The following is a 20577-nucleotide window of genomic DNA, read 5'->3' as shown; positions in this document are numbered from 1 at the left end:
GTGATTATTGGTGGCTGACCACAATCAAACGCAGGGCGTCTAAATCGACTTGTGCGTGTTGAATATGATGCGACAAGGTACTGATCTGATCGCGTAGTGCGTCGAGCTCATCATCACGAATATTGGGGTTAACCGTTTTCAGTGCATCGAGCCGTGCTAAGGCCTGATTCAGCTCGCTGTCCATCTCTTGGTGGGCGGCCGTTTGAATCTCAGACAAGGCTTTTTGGGCCAGCGGTTCGCTTTTCTCAATCAGCTGGTGGACTTGGGCTTGAACCGAGTTGACCATTTTACTGCCTAAATGACGATTCACCGGGCTGAGCTGGCGATGAAACGATTCAAACTCAACGTTGGCTGAAAGATCATTGCCGTTCGCATCCAAAAGCAACCGCACCGGCGTTTGCGGTAAAAAGCGATGAATACCCGACGATTTAGGGGCTTGTGCATCAATGGTGTAAATCAGTTCAACAAACAGGGTTCCCACAGGCAGCGCTTTGTTTTTGAGCAAAGAGACCGCGGTGGTGCCGATGTTTTCGCTCAGCAATAAGTCGATACCGCCACGCACGATCGGGTGCTCCCAAGAGACAAACTGCACATCTTCGCGACTGAGTGCCGTATTGCGGTCGAAGGTCAGTGTGCACCCATCCGTTGGTAGGCCAGGGTAACTGGGCACCATCATCTGCTCCGACGGCTTGACCACGATGGCGTTTTCGCCTTTGTCATCTTGATTAACGCCGATGGTATCAAACAGACCGAGCGTGAAGGTGACAAGGCCCGTATCGCCATCTTGATCGGCGATGGTTTGCGCCAGCTGCTTGGCAGCCTCCCCGCCGTGTGAGTGCATCTCGAGCAGTTTATCGCGGCCTTGCTCCATTTCTGCTTTAAGGCGTTGATTCATGGCGGCGCTATCGTGAATGAGCGTATTTAGCGCATCATCATGTTGATTATTGGCTAACAGTGTTAACAATGTCTCGCCATACTGCTCAAACACCGCACGGCCGGTTGGGCAGGTATCCTCAAAGGCATCAAGCCCTTCGTGATACCAACGCGCTAAAATGGTTTGCGCTGTGCCTTCAAGGTAAGGAACGTGAATGGCAATATCTTGACGCTGACCAATACGATCAAGGCGACCAATGCGCTGCTCGAGCAAGTCGGGGTTCATCGGTAAGTCGAACATCACCAGCTGATGGGCAAACTGGAAGTTCCGGCCTTCTGATCCAATTTCAGAGCAAATCAAGACTTGAGCCCCGCCTTCCTCTTGGGCAAAGTACGCTGCCGCTTTATCACGCTCAACAATCGACATGCCTTCATGGAACACGGTGCCACGGATCCCCTCACGCTCGCGCAAGGCCTGCTCAAGCGTCAGTGCGGTTTGCGCGCGTGAGCAAATGATCAGTACTTTGTCGCGACGGTGGGTTTTTAAATAATCCAGCAACCAATCGATACGTGGGTCAAAGCCCCACCAGCTGGCACTATCGCCCTCAAACTGCTGATAAATATCTTCAGGATAAAGATTTTGTACCGCTTTTTGTTCGCTCGAGCTTGTGCCTCCCATCATGCCCGCCACCCGCATGGCAGTTTGATACTGGCTCGGTAACGCCATAGGGTGCATGTGCAGATGCCGGCTCGGGAAGCCACTGATGGCAGCCCGCGTGTTACGGAACAAAACGCGCCCGGTACCGTGGCGATCCATTAAATCATCAATCAGCTGTTGGCGAGCGGTGTGCTTGGTTGCATCATCATCGCTATCAATGGCGCTGAAGCGTTCATCAAGCTCGTCACTTTGCAATAGCGCCCGAATGCTACGTTGGGCATTATCACTTAACGGGGCATCGGCAAGTAGCGCTTCAACCGCTTCGGCGACAGGGGCATATTGTTCGGCTTCTTCAACAAAGGCGTCATAATCATAAAAACGATCAGGGTCGAGCAGGCGTAAACGCGCAAAATGACTTTGCTGACCTAACTGCTCAGGGGTCGCGGTGAGTAACAACACCCCAGGGGTATGCTCAGCAATGCTTTCGATAATCTGATATTCACGGCTCGGTGCCGTTGGTGTCCAGGTTAAATGGTGTGCTTCGTCCACCACCAATAAGTCCCAATGGGTGTCACAGACTTGCTCGACGCGACGCCGGTTTTTGCGTAAAAACTCCAGTGAACATAACACCAGTTGCTGGGTATCAAATGGGTTGGGTGAGTCAGCAAAGGCCTCGACACAGCGCTCTTCGTCAAAAATAGAGAAGTGCAGATTAAAGCGGCGCATCATCTCGACCAACCACTGATGCTGCAAGGTTTCTGGAACCACGATCAGTACCCGCTCGGCTTGGCCTGCAAGCACTTGCTGGTGAATGATCATGCCCGCTTCAATGGTTTTCCCTAAGCCGACTTCATCCGCGAGCAAAACCCGCGGTGCGTGACGACGACCCACCTCATGGGCAATGTAAAGTTGATGAGGAATTAATCCAGCACGCATCCCCGTCAACCCCCGTAGAGGGCTACGCAACTGCTGATGCTGATTGGTTAACGCCCGATAACGCAACGCAAAACGATCCATGCGGTCAAGTTGACCGGCAAAGAGTTTGTCTTGCGGCTTGTTAAAGCGGATCTGATGGCTGAGTAAGATTTCGCGCAGCGGGACTTCGTCTTCCTCGGTGTCTTCGCGATAGCCGTAATAGGTCAACACCTCGTCGTTTTCTTCAACGCGCGAGACGGTCATGGTCCAGCCCTCGTGACTTTCTACCTCATCGCCGGGGTTGAACATCACCCGAGTCACGGGCGCGTCATGGCTGGCGTACAGCCGTGTTTCATCACTAGCAGGAAACATTAGGGTCACGGTACGGCCATCAACGGACACCACAGTGCCCAGTCCAAGATCATGCTCCGTATCACTGATCCAACGTTGTCCAAGCGCAAATGACATAAGGGAAAACCTCTGAATTAACTCGATTGTCGAAAGACTCGGTGCCGCGCAAACGCAACCCGATTAAATAGTGTGTTATTCAGTGTGGCACTGAAAAAATTGGTCGCCAATAGTACTCGAACTTGTGAGGAGGGTCACGATGAAACTCCATCAATCGCGGCAAAGATCGTCTTGACATACAAACGTCATCAACGCGCGGCAAAGATGAAAACGTGAACTGGCACAATCAAACAAGTTGGGCGATGCGCAACGGCCAGGTCTATGCTTACTTTAAGCGCTGTCATCGACAGTGAATTGCCGACACAGGAGGTGCCTATGGGCGACGCCGACCGGAAGCTGTTTGTATTAGACACTAACATTCTCCTCCACGAACCTTTCGCCATCTATTCCTTCCAAGAACACGATGTCGTGATTCCTATGACCGTCCTCGAAGAGCTTGACCGTATTAAAGATAGCAAGCGTGATGTCTCTCGGGATGCCCGTGTGGCGATTCGTGCCTTGGAAGATATCTTTAAAGAAGCCACACCCGATGAAATTGGCGAGGGTATTGTGGTTGGTAAAGGCGATGCGACGGGTACCGTCTCCATTCTGGCTGATTTTGAGATTAAAGAAACGGTCCATGCCTTTGCCGATAAAGCGGGCGATAATCGCATTTTAAATGCGGTGTTATACCTTCAAACCAAACGCTCACCGCGCAAAGTCGTGCTGGTGACCAAAGATATCAATATGCGCCTGCGTGCCAAAGGGGCGGGGGTGATGTATGTCGAGGATTACCGTACCGACCAACTGATTGATGATGTTCGGTTGCTCACCAAAGGCTTCCATCAATGTGCGGGCAGTTTTTGGGATAAAGTGGGGCAATGCGACAGCCAGGCCTATGGCTCCGAAACACGCCACACATTACCGGCTGAGCTATTAGAAACGCCTTTTGTGAACCAGTACTTATTGGATGAAAGTGACGACTTCGCCGCACGAGTGCAAGCCATTGATGGTGATAAAGCGATCATCAAAGATCTCAGTCGAGAGCGATTAATGAACCGTGCTGCTTGGGATGTTAAACCGAAAAATATCTATCAAGGCATGGCAATGGATGCGTTGCTTGATCCCACGATTGATTTAACCATTCTGACAGGGCCTGCAGGCTGTGGGAAAACGATTTTAGCCATGGCTGCGGCATTAGAGTTAGTGGTAGAAAAGGGCATGTACGATAAGATTATCGTTACTCGTAATACGCCAGATATTGGCGAGTCGATTGGTTTTCTCCCCGGGACAGAAGAAGAGAAAATGCTGCCATGGCTCGGCGCAGTGACCGATACCCTCGAAGCCTTACACATGAATGATGAATGCACCGACGGTTCGATGCGCTACATTATGGAAAAAGCGAATCTGCAGTTTAAATCGATTAACTTTATGCGCGGGCGCTCGATTCAAAACGCGTTTGTGATTTTGGATGAGTGCCAAAACCTGACCGCCTCTCAGCTTAAAACCATTATCACCCGTTGTGGGGAGGGGACTAAGTTAGTGTGCTCGGGGAACTTAGCGCAAATCGACTCTTCCTATTTGACACCTGTAACATCCGGACTGACTTACATTGTTGAGCGGTTTAAAAACTTTGAAGGCAGTGCGTGCGTGTACCTCAATGGTGTGGTGCGAAGCCGGCTGGCTGAGTTTGCCGAAGAGAACCTTTAACCATCAAGGTGGCGGCCTCTATGCCGCCACTGATAGGGTTACGCCGTGACACCGATATAATCACGCATGATGGCTGGCGGTGTCTTGAGCGTATCAACCGGATCGTGAAGCTGGATTCGGCCATTATCGAGATAGATAAATTGATTGGCGATCGCTTGTGCATCGTCTGGATGGTGAGTGACCATTACCACCGTCGTGCCTTGTTCTTGAGCGGTACGTTTGACCAAGGCTAACATGTCTTGTTTTAGCGCCGGATCAAGTGCCGAAAAGGGTTCATCGAGCAGTAATAAAGGCTGGTTGCGTGCGATGCTTCTCCCCAAGGCGATGCGTTGGCGTTGGCCGCCCGATAGTTGGCTGGGTAGACGAGATAAATAATCGGTCAACCCTACTGCGTGTGCAGCATGGCGCACGGCCTCTTGCTGTGTGGCCGTGAGTTTAAGCGAGGGAGACAAGCCAATTGCCATGTTGTCGAATACTGACAAATGGGTAAATACGTTGTGCTCTTGAAACAAGATAGACAGTGGCCGCTGGTGGGCGGGCGTCGTGGTGACAGGCTTGCCATCAATAGTGATCTCGCCACTATCTGGCGCGATCAGCCCAGCAATCAGTGATAATAAGGTGCTTTTGCCTGCACCGCTGGGCCCGAGCACAGCCACAATCTCTCCAGGGGCTATTTGGGCATCAAAGATCATCCAATCTTGCTGGTAACGATAGTGGACATTGGAAAGCGTCAGCATGCGTGTCTCCATTGGATCAGACGAGTGATTAGGGCATAGCAACCCAAACTGGTAAGCAGTAATAGCATGGCAGCGGCAGCGCCTGCGTCCATTTGGTAGCTCCCCATCAAGCGAAACAAATAGAGCGGCAGGGTTTGAAAATTTTGGCTACCAAAAAGTGCGATCGCACTAAGATCGCCCATCGATAACACAAAACTCACCGCCGCGCCGCGCGCGATCGGGGCGCGTAAACACTGCCATTCGATAAGACGTAGACGGTTGACACCTTTTAGCCCCAAGGTAGCGCAAAGATTGTGATAGGACTGGGCAAGTTGATAGGCGGGCGCGCTCAGTACTTTTATTAAATAGGGCAACGCCATCAGGGCGTTCACGGCCATCACCAACCACAGCGCCAAGCTGAATACATCGCTAAACTGGCGAAACAGTAAAAAAAGCCCGGTACTGAGGACAATACTGGGTACCACCAAAATCATCGCCCCTAACGTTTCAATGCCATTCGCTTGTTTCTTACGCCCGTTCAAGCGCCAATGACGACTAGCTAAGATGACAGAGGTGGCCAACACGAAGGCCAAGACGGTTGCTCCGGTAGCGATAAGCAGTGAATGCATGGTGGCTTGCCATAATGCCGTGTCGCTCAGCACAATTAACGCGCTAGGGTTAAGGCCACGCGCGATCACAACCCCGAGAGGTGGTAGAACCAACAATAAAGTCAGCGCAATCCAGAGACTGTCCCAACACTTCGCCGTGCGACTATCGAGTGCCGATGGAAGCGGTTGCACTTCGCTGGGGGTGTTGGCAATCGGCCGAGTCAGTGTTTGCACAATAAAAGCAAAGGTGCCGCACAAGAGCATTTGCCACAGCGCCAGAGCGGCACCGGTTTGTAAGTCAAAATCAAAATGAATGGCTTGATAGATAGCCAATTCAATGGTGGTCGCTTTGGGGCCACCGCCTAATGCCATCACGGTGGCGAAGCTGGTGAAACACAGCATGAATACCAGTCCGACGACATGGGGTAGACTTTGCCGCAGATAAGGCCATTCAAGGTGGCGAAAACGTTGCCAGCCTCTTAGACCAAGCTGGGTTGCCAGGCGCCTTTGATCCGCCGGGATCCCTTCCAAGGCCTGCACCATCAATTGGGCCGAAAAAGGCAGGTTAAAGAAAACATGCGCAAGCAAAATGCCGCTTAAGCCATAGAGAGAAAATGGCATCGCCGCATCAAAGTACGCGAAGGCTTGTGCAATCCAACCGCTACGGCCGTAGATGGCAACCAATCCAAACACGCCCACCAATACCGGCAGCACCAGGGTCATGGCAAACAGTTTGAGTAGCCAAGCTTTCCCTGGAAATTGTCGCCGAGCCAGCGCATGGGCCACAGGAATGGCGAGCCCAACGCTGAGCACCACAGATAAGGTAGCCTGCTTAAAGCTAAACAGCGTGACATGGCGCAGATAGGCATCTTGCCACAGGGCGGACAGCTTCAAGTCTTGACTGTGTAAGAACAGCGCCCAGAGTGCGCTGCCAATTAATAACACGACCAAGCTGGCCGCGAGACTGCCCGGCCAGGTTCGAGAAGGGTTAAGCATCGACGTTATTCAACCAAAGCGGTTTGCCAATCGCGCACCCATTGCTGACGGTTACCCATCACTTCATCGGGCTGGTACAACAGGCTCTCTTCTGGTTTGTTCAGCGTATAGAAGGCGTCAGGCAAGCTAACATCAGTGACCGGGTACATCCACTGCGTGGTTGGGATCACAGACTGTGCTGCGTCACTGAGCATAAATTGTAGAAACGCATCGGCGCGTTCTGGTTGGTCGGTATAAGCAGACTTCGCCGCCACTTCAATTTGCATATAGTGGCCTTCTTCAAACATGGCGGCGGCAAAGCGGTCATCATCGTCAGCGACCAGGTGATAGGCGGGCGAAGAGGTGTATGAAAGCACCATATCTGCCTCTTTGTTGAGGAACATGTTGTACGCTTCGGTCCAGCCTTTGGTCACGGTAATAGTGTTGTCGGCAAGATCGCGCCATGCCTGCTGGCTTTGATCGCCGTATACTTTTTGGATCCACAGCATCAAGCCTTGGCCAACTGTTGACACGCGTGGATCTTGGTAAATCACACTGATGTCATCACGCTCCTCAATCAAAGCTTTCAAGCTTTTGGGTGGGTCGAGCAAACGCGTGGTGTCATACACAAAGGCAAAGTAGCCGTAATCGTAGGGGATAAAGTAGGGATTATCCCAACCGCCGGGTACCTGCAGGCGCTCCGTATTCACCGCGTGCTCGGCGACAATGCCGCTACGCTCAGCTTCTTTCATCAAGTTAGTATCCATACCGAGTACAATATCAGCCTTGGTAGTATTGCCTTCGATACGTAAGCGATTAAGCAGAGCAGCACCGTCACTAAGAGACACAAACTCTAATTGGCAGTCACAGCGTTTTTCAAATTCGGCTTTGATTTTTGGCCCTGCGCCCCAATCGGCGATAAAAGAATCATAGGTATAGACCGTCAGAGGGTCGGCGGCACGGGCGCTGAGTGATAACAGCGATAAAGAAACCAGAGTGAGAACAGAGGTAATAACTTTCACAGCACGCTCCTAAGTTGGGCGTGGGTGTTGAGGCAAGTTGATGGCAACATCAAGTCTCAATCCCTACGCCAGTGTTAGCTGGATCAGGTTCGATGGGTTTAGCGCCGCGCGCAATCTCAGCCATGAGGCTCCCCAATGAGTACGGTGCTATTGTACTGATTGGCTTAGTGTTCACCAAGCCTTTTAGTCCGCGAGTTGGTTAAGCGTCCAGTCGTAGTCATAATCCAAGCGTGCATCCTTGGGAAGCTTGATGTCTCTATATTGATTGATATGGGTGATCACCCCTTGTTCACTGCCGCCAAAGTCAGTCTCAAACCACTCATAGATAGAAGAAAGCTGCCACTGATTACCCTGCTGACTCACGCCTTTATCACTATTAATAAAGGTGTAGGCGGCTTGTTCTAATTGCGCATCCAAGGTGTCGGCTTGAAAGGCTTGCGGTTGCAGGTTAGGGCAGCCAAGGCTGGCACAATTGACCGCATAGTGGGTACGCGGATCTTGCCATAGCGGACGCAAAATACGGTGTTCGATTTCATTGAGCGTGAGGGCTTCGCCCGCCACCGTCACTACGTCATCATCCCACGGACCAAAGCTAAAGAGTCCGCCTAGCTTGGTGATCGAACCGATTGGATAGGCGTCCAAAATTAGCTTTACGGTGACTGAGTTGTAGAGATTAACCCAATACGCGTATTGTTCGTCTTTGCTCAGGGTACGCGGATCGCGCTTGGTAAGCATGCGAATGTAATGATCGAGGGTCGCTTTTTCGGCCTCGGTGACGGCTGCGTAGTTAAATAAGGTGTGCTGCCCCTGAGGCTGTAAATACTTATCGAGTAATACTTGCCAACTGTGATGCGTGAAGGTGGCTTGGCTGTCAGGATTATGTGCATCCCACATTGCCCAGTAGTCCGCTTTGGGCGCGGCTTGGCTGATGAGCGGAAACACTAGCCCGAACAGAAGTATCAAATGTTTTTGCATTGTCAGTCCTTAATGCGATCAAACCTTCTTTGAGACTAGACCAAGCGAGTCAGCGGTTGGTTTCATTGAGGATAGAAAAATGGGAAGGAACGCCAATAAATGCGGAATAATCAGCACTTATTGGCGAGAGATGAGTGGATGGTATTACACCAAAAAATCAGGTATTTGCTGCTCAAAGCGCGAAATTTCCGCTTCGTGCTGTAACGTCAGCCCGATACTATCCAAACCTTCGAGTAAGCAATGATGGCGAAAATCATCCATCTGGAAGCTAAAGCAGTGTTCACCGGCACGGATGGTTTGGGCGGGCAAATCTAGCGTTACCGTCGCACCTTCATTTTCGGCCACATACGTAAATAAAGCATCGATTTGGCCTTCTTCAAGGGTCACCGGCACCATTTGGTTATTAATGCAGTTGCCATAGAAAATATCGGCAAAACTGGGGGCGATAATCACTTTAAAACCGTAATCATCCAGCGCCCAAGGAGCATGTTCGCGTGACGAGCCACAGCCAAAGTTTTCGCGGGTGAGTAACACGCTCGCCCCTTGGTAGCGAGCTTGATTGAGCACAAAGTCAGGGTTCGGTTGCTTGCCCGCATCATCTAAAAAGCGCCAATCGTGAAACAGGTGCTGACCAAAGCCAGTACGGGTGACTTTTTGCAAAAACTGTTTGGGAATGATCGCATCGGTGTCGACGTTCGCCGCATCCAATGGAGCAACAATGCCGGTGTGAGTGTGTATGCCTGACATAAGGCCTCCTTATAATTGGTTAACGTCGACAAAATGACCGGCAATCGCCGCCGCCGCGGCCATCGCCGGGCTGACCAAGTGGGTACGTCCTTCACGGCCCTGGCGGCCTTCAAAGTTACGGTTGCTGGTGGACGCGCAGCGCTCTTTAGGGCCCAAGCGATCGTTATTCATCGCCAGACACATCGAGCAGCCAGGCAAGCGCCACTCAAAGCCCGCTTCGCGGAAAATCACATCCAGCCCTTCTTGCTCTGCTTGGGCACGCACTTGCTCGGAGCCTGGCACCACCATGGCATGGACGCTATCTGCGACGTGCCGACCTTTGGCGACCGCCGCGGCTGCGCGCATGTCCTCAATTCGAGAGTTGGTGCATGAGCCAATAAAGACTTTATCAATTTGGATATCTGTTATGGCTTGGCCTGCGGTTAGCCCCATATATTTCAGCGCGCGCTCCGCCGAGTGGCGCGCGATCGGATCTGCCATGTGCTCAGGGGCCGGCACGCTATCGTGCACACTAACCACTTGGCCGGGGTTGGTCCCCCAGGTGACCTGATGATGAATTTGACTGCCATCGAGTGTCACGACACGATCAAATTGCGCATCGGCATCCGAGTGCAAGGTTTGCCAAAAATCGACCGCTTGCTGCCATTGTTCACTTTTAGGAGCAAATTTCTTGTCTTTTAAATAGGCAAATGTGGTCTCATCGGGGGCGATCAGGCCAGCTTTTGCACCCAATTCGATCGCCATGTTGCAGACCGTCATTCGCCCTTCCATGGACAAGTCGGTAATGGCGTCACCGCAAAATTCCACCACGTGTCCGGTGCCGCCGGCATGACCGACTTGGCCGATAATCGCTAGGACAATGTCTTTGGCGGTGATCCCGGGGGCGGTTTTGCCCGTGACTTCAATTTTCATCGTGCGGGCGCGGGATTGCTTGAGTGTTTGGGTGGCCAGTACGTGTTCGACTTCGGAGGTACCAATACCAAAGGCCAGTGCACCAAAAGCACCGTGAGTTGCCGTATGAGAATCACCACAGACGATGGTATTGCCAGGCAAAGTAATCCCTAACTCGGGCCCCATCACATGGACAATGCCTTGGTAGGGGTGATTCAAGTCGTACAGGGTGACGCCAAATTCTTCGCAGTTTTTAGCCAAGGTTTCCATTTGGATGCGCGCCATTTCCCCTGACGCGTTAATGTCTTTGGTTTCGGTGGAGACATTGTGATCCATGGTGGCGAAGGTTTTGCTCACTTGGCGCACCGGACGGCCTTTCTCTCTCAGGCCGTCAAACGCTTGTGGCGAGGTCACCTCATGCACCAAGTGACGGTCGATATACAGCAGCGGCGCTTCGCCTGGTTGCTCAGTGACCACGTGAGACTGGTGAATTTTTTCGTACAAGGTCTTGGCGCCTTGCTGGGTGTTTGCATTCGACATAGCTCGTATCCTTACGGGTAATGATTATGCGCCTTGGCGGATATAGGCGGCGATACGATCGCCCATCTGCTCGGTGCTCAGTGCTGGATGATTACCGGCCAGATCGGCCGTCAGTTCACCGGCTGCCAGCGCTTGGCTCACTGCGTGTTCAATTGCACAGGCCGCGTTTTCTTCGCCCAACGAGTAACGCAGCATAAGTGCCGCCGATAAAATTTGCGCCACTGGATTAGCAATGTTTTGCCCGGCGATATCGGGCGCGGAGCCACCGGCGGGCTCATACAAGCCAAATTTACTCGCGTTCAAACTGGCTGAGGGCAGCATGCCCATGGAGCCTGTGATCATCGCGCACTCATCAGAGATGATGTCGCCGAAAATATTTGAACACAGCATCACATCAAATTGCGACGGGTCTTTAATCAGCTGCATGGTCGCGTTGTCGATATACATATGGCTTAAGCTGACATCCGGATAATCTTTTGCCACCGCTTCTACCACCTCGCGCCACAGCATTGAGCTTTGCAGTACATTGGCTTTGTCGATTGAGCACACTTGTTTGTTGCGAAGCTGGGCGGATTGAAAGGCGATGTGTGCGATGCGCTCAATTTCATAGCGATGATAGACTTCCGTATCAAACGCCTTTTCCTCGCGGCCTTCGCCTTCGCGCCCTTTGGGCTCACCAAAATAAATCCCGCCGGTCAGCTCTCGTACCACCACGATATTAAAACCTTGGTCGGCAATATCGGCGCGCAGCGGACAAAAGCTTTCGAGACCGGTATGGATTTGTGCCGGACGCAAATTACAAAACAGACCAAAGTGCTTGCGTAGCGGCAGTAAGGCACCGCGCTCCGGTTGTTCGGTTGGCGGTAAATGCTCCCACTTGGGGCCGCCGACTGAGCCAAATAAAATCGCATCGGCTTTTTCACAGCCAGCCAAGGTGTGTGCGGGCAGCGGCGAACCATGGGCGTCGATTGCAGCACCGCCAACCGGATAATGCTGACGCTCAAAGGTGACAGCGAATCGCTCGCTAACCGCATCAAGCACTTTTTCGGCTTGCGCCATCACTTCGGGGCCGATACCGTCGCCGGGTAAAATTGCAATTTGGTGTGCGCTAGCCATGTTTATACTGTCTCCTGTTTTAAATGGGATTGTTCCTTAATCTGCGCAATTTTGTTGGCGCGATAAATAGCATTGATCACGTTTAATAAAGCTTCGCCGGAGGCCTCGATAATATCGGTTGATACCCCGGTGCCGTGATATTTACGGCCTTTGTAGTTGGCAATGATATCGGCTTGGCCGAGGCCATCTTCCCCTTCTCCTTTGGCGGTCAGATCGAATTTATCCAGCTCAATGTCATAGCCGGTGATCCGATATATGCACTGGTACAAGGCGTCGACGGGACCGTTTCCAATCGCCGCTTCGCGTTTTTCTTCATCGCCACATTGCAACTTGATGCTGGTGGTCGCCATTAGGCTGCCCGATTGCACGCCTAGATAGTTGAGCTTATAAAAATCGTCCTCTTCTTTGAGGTTGTTGAAGAACATTAAAGCTTCTAAGTCGTAATCGAACACCTGACCTTTACGATCTGCTAACTGCAAGAATGATTGATACAAGGTCTCCAAATCATAGTCTTGCTCGTTGTAGCCAAGGTTATCCATATGGCTTTTCACCGCCGCGCGGCCGGAGCGACTGGTGAGATTCAATGATTTTTTACCCAATCCAATCGACTCTGGCGTCATGATTTCGTAGGTATTTTTGTTTTTCAGCATGCCATCTTGGTGAATGCCAGAAGAGTGGCTAAAGGCATTGGTACCGACCACGGCTTTGTTGGGCTGGATTGGCATGTTGCAAAGTTGGCTAACCAGCTTACTGGTGCGGGCGATTTCAGTATGATTTAAGCCTGTCTCCACGCCTAACAAGTCAGCGCGGGTTTTTAAGATCATTGCAATTTCTTCTAGCGCACAGTTACCGGCGCGCTCGCCGATGCCATTAATCGTGCCTTCGACTTGGCGGGCGCCGGCCTGTACAGCGGCAATAGAGTTGGCGACCGACATCCCCAAGTCATCATGGCAATGAACAGAAATCACCGCTTTGTCGATATTGGGTACGCGGTTGAACAGGTTGGCAATGATATCGCCAAACTCACTGGGGACCGTATAGCCGACTGTATCTGGGATATTGACCGTGGTGGCGCCAGCATCAATTGCTGCTTCGACCATGCGGCATAAATTATCAATCGGGGTGCGTCCGGCATCTTCGCAGGAAAACTCCACATCATCCGTATACTGGCGCGCATGTTTGACCGCACGCACGCCCATTTCTACTACGTCATCGTAGCTGCGGCGAAGCTTGTCTTTGACATGAATGGTAGAGGTGGACAAAAAGGTGTGGATACGAAAAGCATCGGCGGCTTTGAGCGATTCCGCTGCCACATCAATGTCTTTAGGAACAGCGCGAGACAAAGCACAGACACGGGCATGCTGCATATGCTGAGCAATGGTACGTACGGACTCAAAGTCGCCCGGAGAGGACACAGGAAAGCCAGCTTCAATGATGTCTATTTTCAAACGATCCAAAGCTTGCGCGATTTGCAGTTTCTCTTTGACCGTTAAGCTTGCCGACAACGCCTGCTCGCCGTCACGTAATGTGGTGTCAAACAGAATGACTTGGCTGTTCTCGCTCATGAGTAACTCCCTGTTGTGTTTGCTGGCCGCCGTCATGGCTCTTTAATTGGCGATATGTTTTATTTTGGCGACATTAGATACAAAAAAACCCGCGTCTGGCGCGGGTTTTTGAGATTTGGCATTCACTGTTTTCTGCCCAAAACCTACCCGCGCGACTGGGTCACGATAAGGAGGAGAATGAGGCGTAGGTGAAACAGTGTCATGCTGATGTCCGTCAGTAAATATTCTGTTACCAGAAATAACAGAGCGATGGGGAAAGCGTCAATCTGAAAAAAACAAAACCCGTTTTCTGCGCAATACAAAGGCGAGAAACCGGTTAATTAAACTGCTTTTTACACTAAAAGTTAGACTTTTGTGCTGTGGTCTGGGGCGGCTTTGTCCACCCTGCATTATTTTACTTACGCCAACACAGCTGATCTTAAGCGGCGACGGGGCAGAGTAAATTCATTGAGATGTCCCAATAACGTCACCGACCTGTCACACCGGCTGGCTAATGTTTAATCATCAGCTCGCTGTATTGGGAGATACCATGAGACGCTTTGCTGCGATTCAACGCTTTGACCACTCGGTATCGACACTTTGCCTATCGCATCGCTTTAGCGCTGACACCGCCAAAGTGGCCCGTGCCGTTTCCCACTCGGGCGATGGGCCTCTTTATATCGTGGTGGGGTTAGCTGCTTGGTGGCTGCAAGAAGCCGTGGGGCTCTGGTTTTTACTCACGGGGCTCACTGCATTTGCCATTGAGCTGCCAATTTACTGGGTATTAAAACGCAGTTTCCGGCGCACACGTCCTTCGCAGCTACCCGCCTTTATCACGCCGTCTGACCTATACAGTATGCCATCAGGCCACACCGCAGGTGCCTTTTTAATGGCCTCTTTGCTGAGCATCTTTTTCCCATCGCTCACGCTGTTTGTATTTATTTGGGCGAGCTTGATTGGCATTTCTCGGGTGTTACTGGGTGTGCATTTTGTGACCGACATTATTGTGGGCGCAGGGTTAGGGATAATGTGTGCCAACTTGGCGCACAGCATCACCGCGGATCTTTACGGAATGGCAGGTCTTTCATGAAGCTTTTATACGGTGTTCAAGGAACCGGTAACGGCCATATATCGCGAGCCCGAGCGATGGCGCGTGCTTTGGCAGAGTACGATGTCGAGGTTGATTTTATTTTTTCTGGTCGGCCGGCAGAGCACTATTTTGATATGACGCCATTCGGTGACTATCGGACCTTTACCGGGATGAGCTTTGTGAGCCGCGATGGCAAAATTGATATGTTGGCCACGGCGAGACACAATCACTTGGCACAGCTGCGACGCGATATACGCCAGCTTGATGTATCAGACTATGATAAGGTCATCTCTGATTTTGAACCCATCAGTGCGTGGGCGGCGCGCCAACAAGGAATACCCTCGGTAGCCATCAGTCATCAAGCCGCGTTTTCTCACGCGGTGCCCAAACACGGAGAAACTTGGATTAATCGTCTGATTATGCGCCACTTTGCGCCAACAGACTATGCCATTGGCCTGCATTGGTATCACTTTAACCAAGCGATTTTACCCCCGATTATTGATACCAGCCTGCCGAATGCAACAACGGTGTCGCCCGTTGCGGAAAAGGCGGTACTGGTCTATTTACCCTTTGAATCTTTATCTGCGGTCAGTGAGTTGTTGTTGCGCTTTAGCCAGCCTTTTGTCTGCTTTCACCCCGAGGTAAGCGCGCCCGAGCAGCGAGAAAACCTTACGCTTATGCCGCTGGGCAAAGAAAGCTTTCACTCGGCGCTACATCAGTGCCAGGGGGTAATAGCGAATGGGGGCTTTGAACTTCCGTCTGAAGCGCTGACGTTGGGTAAAAAACTGTTATTAAAACCACTGTCTGGTCAGTTTGAGCAGTTAAGTAATGTCGCGACACTCGCCCAGCTTGGCTTGGCGCACACTATGAATAGCTTGGATGCGCGTGCTGTCCGAGAATGGCTACAGACACCTGCAGTGGACGCGATTGCATACCCAGATGTTGCTAAAGCTCTGGCGGAATGGCTAGTCAAAGGTGAGTTGGGCCAGACGCGCAGCCTATTTCACCATTTGTGGGCTCAGGTTGATTATCCGGAAACAGTCGAAGAGTCGATCTTAGACTTCAACCGCTTATCAACACGCGTTGAGCCGAACCGATTGAGGTTACAGCGGCTGAACCGTTAATAGGATCCGTTATGCACAAGGTGACTGATTAACGCCTCAACGCCGCTGAATCACGTTTTTACATTTTCACTAGAGTATTCGCTCGATTTTGCTTGTTTTTACCCGAGCGGTCAGTAGACTCGCTTTATTATTTGAGCGTACAAGTGTTCGCCTAAAGGTGAGCCCAAGAGAAGCATAGTGAACACCCAATACCATATTGTTACCCGCCTTCGTGAGCAAATTCGCACTCAGCATCAGCGAGAAGCGATTCGCTTCCAGCAACACAACCAGTGGACAAGTATTAGCTGGCGTCAACTCGGCGAGCGTGTTGATCAACTGTCTCGCTGTTTACTCAAAGCCGGCTGTCAGGTTCAGCAAACCGTCGCTATCTTCGCGCCAAACAGTGAAAAGTGGGCAATGTTAGATTATGCCGCACTGCAAATTCGCGCTGTGCCGGTGCCGATTTACGCGACCAGCACGGCCCAGCAAGCGGCATACATTATTAACGATGCCGATGTGCAATGGATTTTCGCGGGTGACGATCAATTGGAAATGGCGGTAGCGGCGTTGGAGCAATGCCCAAACATCAAAGGTGTGGTGGCGTTAAGCCAAGAGACGCCGGTGCCAGCACATCCTAAAGTGTGGGATTGGGCGAGTTGGTTATTGCAAGACGATCGTGGTCATCAAGCCGAATTAGAGACGCGCATTGACGCACGCTGCATGGACGATCTGATCACCTTGATTTATACCTCAGGCACTACTGGGGAGCCCAAAGGGGTCATGCTCGATTATGCCAACGTCGCGGCGCAGCTTGATGTACATGATCAGGTGCTCGCCATTGAACCGCATGACGTCTCTTTGGCGTTTCTGCCCTTATCACATGTCTTTGAGCGTGCCTGGAGCTATTACGTCTTACATCGTGGGGCGGTCAATGCCTATCTCTCAGACCCGCAAAAGGTGCGATCGGCATTGGCGTCGGTTCAGCCAACAGTGATGTCGGCCGTACCGCGTTTTTACGAAAAAATCCATGGAGCTATTCACGACAAACTCAGTCGAGCCACCGGCGTTAAACCGCATTTATTCCGTTGGGCCCTGCGCCAAGGCGAGCGTCATGCTGCTCAGTTACGTGCTGGCCATTCACTGTCGCGGCGCCAGCAATGGCAATTGGCGTTGGCCGACAAGCTGGTACTCAGTAAGTTGCGTGCGCTGCTGGGTGGCAAGATGCGCTTGATGCCATGCGGTGGGGCGCGTCTTGACCCTGACATTGGCGCGTTTTTCCATGCAATCGGTATTAACGTGAAGCTCGGTTATGGCATGACCGAAACCACGGCCACCGTGTCTTGTTGGGATGATACCTGCTTTGACCCCCAGTCGATTGGTTCTCCGATGCCCGGCGCCCAATTGCGCATCGGTGAGGATAATGAAATTCAAGTGCGTGGGCCGATGGTGATGCGTGGCTACTTCAATCAGCCCGATGCGACGGCGGCCACCTTTACCGCGGATGGTTTTTTGAAAACCGGCGATGCGGGGTATCTCGATGCTCACGGCAATGTATTTATCACTGACCGAATTAAAGAGCTGATGAAAACGTCAGGCGGTAAGTATATAGCACCACAGCGGGTAGAAGGCGCTTTGGTGCGTGATCATTTTATCGATCAGATAGCGGTGGTGGCCGAGGCGCGTCATTTTGTCTCTGCCTTGATTGTGCCTTGCTTTGATGCCTTAGAAGAGTGGGCGCGAACGGCTAACATCGAATATCAAAATCGCAAAGAGCTGTTAAAACATTCTGATGTGGTGGCCTTGTTTGAAAAGCGTTTACAAAGCTTGCAACATGAATTGGCCAAATTTGAGCAAGTCAAACGCTTTACCTTGTTGCCACAGGGCTTTTGTATGCACAGTGGTGAGCTTACGCCAACCATGAAGTTGCGTCGTAAAGTGATCCTGTCGCGTTACCAGCATCATATCGACGCCATGTACCAGCGTTGACGGTTTCTAGCTAGGGGGCTCATTGGTGAGCCTCCTCATACGCTGTTTTTATCCCTTTTCTCCTCTTTATCGCCTTTTGTCGGAATAGCAAATCTCGCAAGCCGATGCTTTTTTAGTGAATGTTGTCGATTTACTCCCTTCTCATCAGCGTAATCCAGCAACATACACTCAACATCTAGTGATTAAATGTAAATACTGGTTAGCCAATGGACAGTTTTGCAAATAAAACGTTACATTGGAGGTCGTTTCTGTCGAGGCGGGCCAACGAACAATCTAACGCTACCTTACCGCCAGTATTTGGTTTTGATGTCCGTGTGATCACACCACCAGTACATCCAAGTGTAAGGAGCTGGATTAGGCTAAAAGTAAGTCCTAACTATGCAAACAGGGAGGCGTAGAGTGGAAATGTTATCTGGTGCCGAGATGATCGTGCGTTCCATGATCGATCAAGGCGTAAAACATATTTTTGGCTATCCAGGCGGGTCGGTGCTGGATATTTACGATGCATTGCATGAAAAAAGTGGTATCGATCATGTGTTAGTGCGTCACGAACAAGCGGCCGTGCATATGGCGGATGGTTACGCGCGCGCAACCGGAGAAGTAGGCGTGGTGCTGGTGACTTCAGGCCCAGGCGCAACCAATGCGATTACCGGTATCGCCACCGCCTACATGGACTCGATTCCCATGGTGGTTTTTTCTGGGCAGGTGATGAGTAGCTTGATTGGCAATGATGCCTTTCAAGAGTGCGACATGGTGGGGATTTCTCGTCCTGTGGTGAAACACAGCTTTTTAGTCCAGCGTGCTGAAGATATTCCCAATATTGTCAAAAAAGCCTTTTATCTTGCCTCGACTGGACGTCCCGGCCCTGTGGTGGTGGACATCCCCAAAGACATGGTCAATCCGGCGCAAAAGCATCCGTATCAGTATCCTGATAGTGTGCGTATGCGCTCCTACAACCCGACAACAACCGGCCATAAAGGGCAGATTAAGCGCGGACTAAAAGCACTACTGGCGGCGAAAAAGCCGGTGCTGTATGTCGGCGGTGGCTCTATCATGGCTGATTGCGGCGAACAAATCCGCCAGCTATCAGAAAGCTTGAACATCCCGGTGGTTAGCACCCTGATGGGGCTGGGTGCCTTTCCCGGCACCCATGAGTATTCGCTGGGCATGCTGGGCATGCATGGTACCTACGAAGCCAACATGGCGATGCACCAAGCCGACCTGATTTTTGGTATTGGTGTCCGGTTTGACGATCGCACCACCAATAATCTCGAAAAATACTGTCCCGATGCCACCATCATGCACATTGATGTGGATCCCTCGACCATTTCCAAAACTGTCTCGGCCGATATTCCTATTGTCGGCTCTGCGGATGCTGTGCTCAGTAGCATGCTCAAATTGCTGGTGGAGCAGGGAGGCAGCAACGACAGCGATGCGATCAGCACCTGGTGGCACAATATTCAGATTTGGCGTGAGCGCCAATGTTTGCAATATGTCGCTGATCCTGAGCGGATTAAACCGCAGCAGGTGATTGAAACCTTGTACCGCCTCACTCATGGTGATGCCTATGTGACCTCGGATGTCGGCCAGCATCAAATGTTTGCCGCACTTTATTATCCGTTTGATAAGCCACGCCGTTGGATTAACTCGGGTGGCTTGGGCACCATGGGCTTTGGGCTTCCCGCCGCCATGGGGGTCAAGTTCGCGCTCCCGGACGCTCAGGTGGTGTGTGTCACCGGTGATGGCAGTATTCAGATGAACATTCAGGAGCTCTCCACCGCGTTGCAATATGACATTCCGGTGGTGATTGTGAACCTCAATAACCGCTTCCTCGGGATGGTCAAACAATGGCAGGATATGATTTATCAAGGCCGTCACTCGCACTCTTATATGGACTCGGTGCCGGACTTTGCGGCGATCACTGAGGCCTATGGGCATGTAGGGATGCGCATTAATCATCCGTCTGAGCTGGAAGCTGGCCTAGAAAAGGCGCTGGCAATGAAAGATCGTTTGGTGTTTGTCGATATCCATGTTGATGAAACCGAGCATGTATATCCAATGCAGGTACGCGGTGGGGCGATGAATGAAATGTGGTTGAGCAAAACGGAGAGAACCTAATGCGCAGTATTGTATCGGTTTTAATGGAAAACGAACCAGGTGCCTTGTCGCGGGTTGTGGGGTTATTCTCTCAGCGTGGCTACAACATTGAATCACTGACGGTATCACCCACCGATGATGCGACCTTGTCGCGCTTGAATATCACCACCTCGGTGGTGAGCGACGCGGACCGCGAGCAAATCGAAAAGCACCTGCACAAGCTGATTGATGTGCTGAAAGTGAGCAATGTCACCGAGAGCGATCACATTGAGCGTGAACTGGCGTTGGTGAAAGTAAAAGCCAGCGGCTTTGCCCGCGCGGAGGTAAAACGCACCGCCGATATTTTCCGCGGGCAGATTGTCGATGTCACGAACTCGCTTTACACCGTGCAGTTGACCGGTGACAGTGACAAGCTGGATGCCTTTATTCGCGCGGTGGGTGAAATTACCGAGATCATTGAAGTTGCACGCAGTGGTGTGGTGGGCATTGCTCGCGGCGAAAGAGCGCTGCGCCAGTAACCAAAGCAACTGATCGTGGTAGAAAAATGGCACGCCAAGGCGTGCC

The 20577-nt window shown here is 51.6% G+C and carries 15 protein-coding genes and 1 riboswitch; of the genes, 6 read left to right on the top strand and 9 right to left on the bottom strand.

Annotation, left to right across the window (positions count from 1 at the left end):
* Positions 1-4: 4 nt before the first annotated feature.
* On the bottom strand, positions 5-2914 hold the full coding sequence (rapA, locus tag BZG75_RS06260) for an RNA polymerase-associated protein RapA (RefSeq protein WP_077576478.1): 2910 nt from the start codon (positions 2912-2914) through the stop codon (positions 5-7).
* A gap of 315 nt (positions 2915-3229) precedes the next feature.
* Between rapA and BZG75_RS06255 the strand changes: the two genes are divergently transcribed.
* Positions 3230-4603: a PhoH family protein gene (locus BZG75_RS06255; RefSeq protein ID WP_077576477.1), complete on the top strand. Its 1374-nt coding sequence runs from the start codon at positions 3230-3232 to the stop codon at positions 4601-4603.
* Positions 4604-4641: 38 nt separating this feature from the next.
* Here BZG75_RS06255 and thiQ read toward each other — a convergent pair whose 3' ends face one another.
* The 8 genes from thiQ to leuA all read right to left on the bottom strand — a co-directional run bounded on the left by thiQ (position 4642) and on the right by leuA (position 13758).
* On the bottom strand, positions 4642-5340 hold the full coding sequence (gene thiQ, locus BZG75_RS06250; protein WP_021023364.1) for a thiamine ABC transporter ATP-binding protein: 699 nt from the start codon (positions 5338-5340) through the stop codon (positions 4642-4644).
* Positions 5334-6923: a thiamine/thiamine pyrophosphate ABC transporter permease gene (gene thiP / locus BZG75_RS06245; RefSeq protein WP_077576476.1), complete on the bottom strand. Its 1590-nt coding sequence runs from the start codon at positions 6921-6923 to the stop codon at positions 5334-5336. Before thiP ends, thiQ begins: the two co-directional genes overlap by 7 nt.
* Positions 6924-6928: 5 nt before the next feature.
* Positions 6929-7915 (bottom strand): thiamine ABC transporter substrate binding subunit, encoded by a 987-nt coding sequence (thiB, locus tag BZG75_RS06240; protein WP_077460038.1) that lies wholly within the window; start codon positions 7913-7915, stop codon positions 6929-6931.
* Positions 7916-7967: 52 nt separating this feature from the next.
* Positions 7968-8069, bottom strand: a riboswitch (TPP riboswitch).
* 38 nt (positions 8070-8107) lie between these two features.
* Positions 8108-8899 (bottom strand): DUF547 domain-containing protein, encoded by a 792-nt coding sequence (locus BZG75_RS06235; protein ID WP_077576475.1) that lies wholly within the window; start codon positions 8897-8899, stop codon positions 8108-8110.
* Positions 8900-9043: 144 nt separating this feature from the next.
* On the bottom strand, positions 9044-9646 hold the full coding sequence (gene leuD / locus BZG75_RS06230; protein ID WP_077459955.1) for a 3-isopropylmalate dehydratase small subunit: 603 nt from the start codon (positions 9644-9646) through the stop codon (positions 9044-9046).
* 9 nt (positions 9647-9655) lie between these two features.
* On the bottom strand, positions 9656-11077 hold the full coding sequence (gene leuC / locus BZG75_RS06225; protein ID WP_077459954.1) for a 3-isopropylmalate dehydratase large subunit: 1422 nt from the start codon (positions 11075-11077) through the stop codon (positions 9656-9658).
* 24 nt (positions 11078-11101) lie between these two features.
* Positions 11102-12193 carry a 3-isopropylmalate dehydrogenase gene (gene leuB, locus BZG75_RS06220; RefSeq protein ID WP_077459953.1) on the bottom strand — a complete coding sequence of 364 codons (1092 nt, stop codon included), beginning with the start codon at positions 12191-12193 and terminating at the stop codon, positions 11102-11104.
* Between the two features lie 2 nt (positions 12194-12195).
* A complete protein-coding gene (gene leuA / locus BZG75_RS06215; RefSeq protein WP_021023371.1) occupies positions 12196-13758 on the bottom strand; it encodes a 2-isopropylmalate synthase in 1563 nt (520 codons plus the stop codon).
* A gap of 529 nt (positions 13759-14287) precedes the next feature.
* Here leuA and BZG75_RS06210 point away from each other — a divergent pair.
* From BZG75_RS06210 to ilvN, 5 genes are all read left to right on the top strand, one after another.
* Entirely contained in the window at positions 14288-14827 is a 540-nt protein-coding gene (locus BZG75_RS06210) for a phosphatase PAP2 family protein (protein WP_077459952.1), read from the top strand.
* Positions 14824-15951: an MJ1255/VC2487 family glycosyltransferase gene (locus BZG75_RS06205; RefSeq protein WP_077459951.1), complete on the top strand. Its 1128-nt coding sequence runs from the start codon at positions 14824-14826 to the stop codon at positions 15949-15951. Before BZG75_RS06210 ends, BZG75_RS06205 begins: the two co-directional genes overlap by 4 nt.
* 174 nt (positions 15952-16125) lie before the next feature.
* A complete protein-coding gene (locus BZG75_RS06200) occupies positions 16126-17916 on the top strand; it encodes an AMP-dependent synthetase/ligase (RefSeq protein WP_077459950.1) in 1791 nt (596 codons plus the stop codon).
* Between the two features lie 399 nt (positions 17917-18315).
* Positions 18316-20034: an acetolactate synthase 3 large subunit gene (locus tag BZG75_RS06195; protein ID WP_077459949.1), complete on the top strand. Its 1719-nt coding sequence runs from the start codon at positions 18316-18318 to the stop codon at positions 20032-20034.
* Entirely contained in the window at positions 20034-20531 is a 498-nt protein-coding gene (ilvN, locus tag BZG75_RS06190; RefSeq protein WP_021023377.1) for an acetolactate synthase small subunit, read from the top strand. The genes BZG75_RS06195 and ilvN overlap by 1 nt, the downstream gene beginning before the upstream one ends.
* Positions 20532-20577 lie beyond the last annotated feature (46 nt).

The organism is Salinivibrio sp. AR640, assembly GCF_001995405.1.
GTDB classification, from domain to species: domain Bacteria; phylum Pseudomonadota; class Gammaproteobacteria; order Enterobacterales; family Vibrionaceae; genus Salinivibrio; species Salinivibrio costicola.
The sequence above is the reverse complement of the archived record's forward strand: the minus strand, read 5'-3'. Positions and strand labels throughout refer to the sequence as shown.